The organism is Bradyrhizobium sp. CCBAU 11361, from assembly GCF_028128935.1.
Classification (GTDB): Bacteria; Pseudomonadota; Alphaproteobacteria; order Rhizobiales; family Xanthobacteraceae; genus Bradyrhizobium; species Bradyrhizobium niftali.
The window spans coordinates 1-1,192 of record NZ_LBJZ01000087.1 but is presented as its reverse complement, the minus strand read 5'-3'; the positions used below and the strand labels follow the sequence as shown (position 1 = coordinate 1,192).

The 1,192-nt window shown below is 59.9% G+C and carries 1 protein-coding gene; it reads left to right on the top strand.

Features of this window, described 5'->3' with window-relative positions; translation table 11 throughout:
• On the top strand, nucleotides 1-730 hold a 730-nt coding region (locus XI08_RS09970), incomplete at its 5' end, for a Wadjet anti-phage system protein JetD domain-containing protein (RefSeq protein ID WP_271574280.1).
• Nucleotides 731-1,192: the final 462 nt, after the last annotated feature.

Genomic DNA, 1,192 nt, shown 5'->3' with positions numbered 1-1,192 from the left:
GGCCATCCTGGCCAACAAACATCTTGGCGTCGACTACAAGACCTTCTCGAGACGAACGGTGGGGCACAGCAAAACGCTCGAACGGATCGAAGGCGCGGTCGTGCGGCTCCTGAGCGGCATCCTGGAGTTTCCCCCCGGCGCGCGGCCACGCGAGGCGCTCCGGGCAATCGGCCTTGAGCGCTTCGCGCCACCGCTGCTGATCGCGGGCAAGATCGACCTCGATGGAGCCGACCTCTCCGGAATCTCTCCGCTGTATCTCGGAATCACTCCCAAGGAAGCAGATCGCGTCCGCTTCCGGGAGCCGCCGGCCTACGTGCTAACGATCGAAAATTTCGCAAGCTTCAACCGGCACATCGCCGAGGCGGACCCCGGCCGATTAGGAACGACCATGTATGTCGGAGGGTACCCCTCGCTTGCCACCCAGCAGGCGCTGCGGACGATCGCAGGATTGGTATCCGAACAGACGCCGATCTTTCATTGGTCGGACATCGATCCGGACGGCACCTGGATCTTCCACACCATCGAGCGCGCCGTCGACCGACCGATCCGTGCCCACCTCATGAGTGTCGAAGTTGCCGAGCGTTTGGGACAAGTGCCGTTCAAAAAATCCGCACCCGCTCGATGTCCACCGGACTCCGGTATCGCAGCTCTGGCAGCGTACCTGGCGAAAGATGGAGCCAAGACGCTCGAGCAGGAAGAACTCGATCCAGTCCTGCCAGAGTTTCATTAGAAAATGCGCGCGGACGCTCGTGGTTGCGGCTTTGGCTGTCTCGCTCAGGACGTCATTTGTTTCAAGCGCGACAACAGCACCGCCCGCAACTACGTGCTGCGGGCAAACCGACATCGTTTCTTCATAAAAACGCTCAACCAGCATTGGCATGCCAGTTGCTTGAAGATGGGACGAAACCACCTGTGACTATGATGCTCGTTCAGCATCCGGTTGAAGTATTGAGATGAAATATGCCCGCTTGATCGATGGCAGAGGTCCCCCGATGCGCTTTCCAAACCGGGCGCCTGCCTCGCGAACTCTGCCATCTTGGGATCGCGCTCCGGTTTGCCGGGCAGAAGCCGATTGTCTTGGGGGCTCGCAACGAATGGTGGTTCTCAGCAAGAACGCCAGCGTAAAGGCGTCCTCAGGACGATCGTTTGGCATCGGATTAGCCCATGGTTCGGGGTGGGGCATCTGCGACAT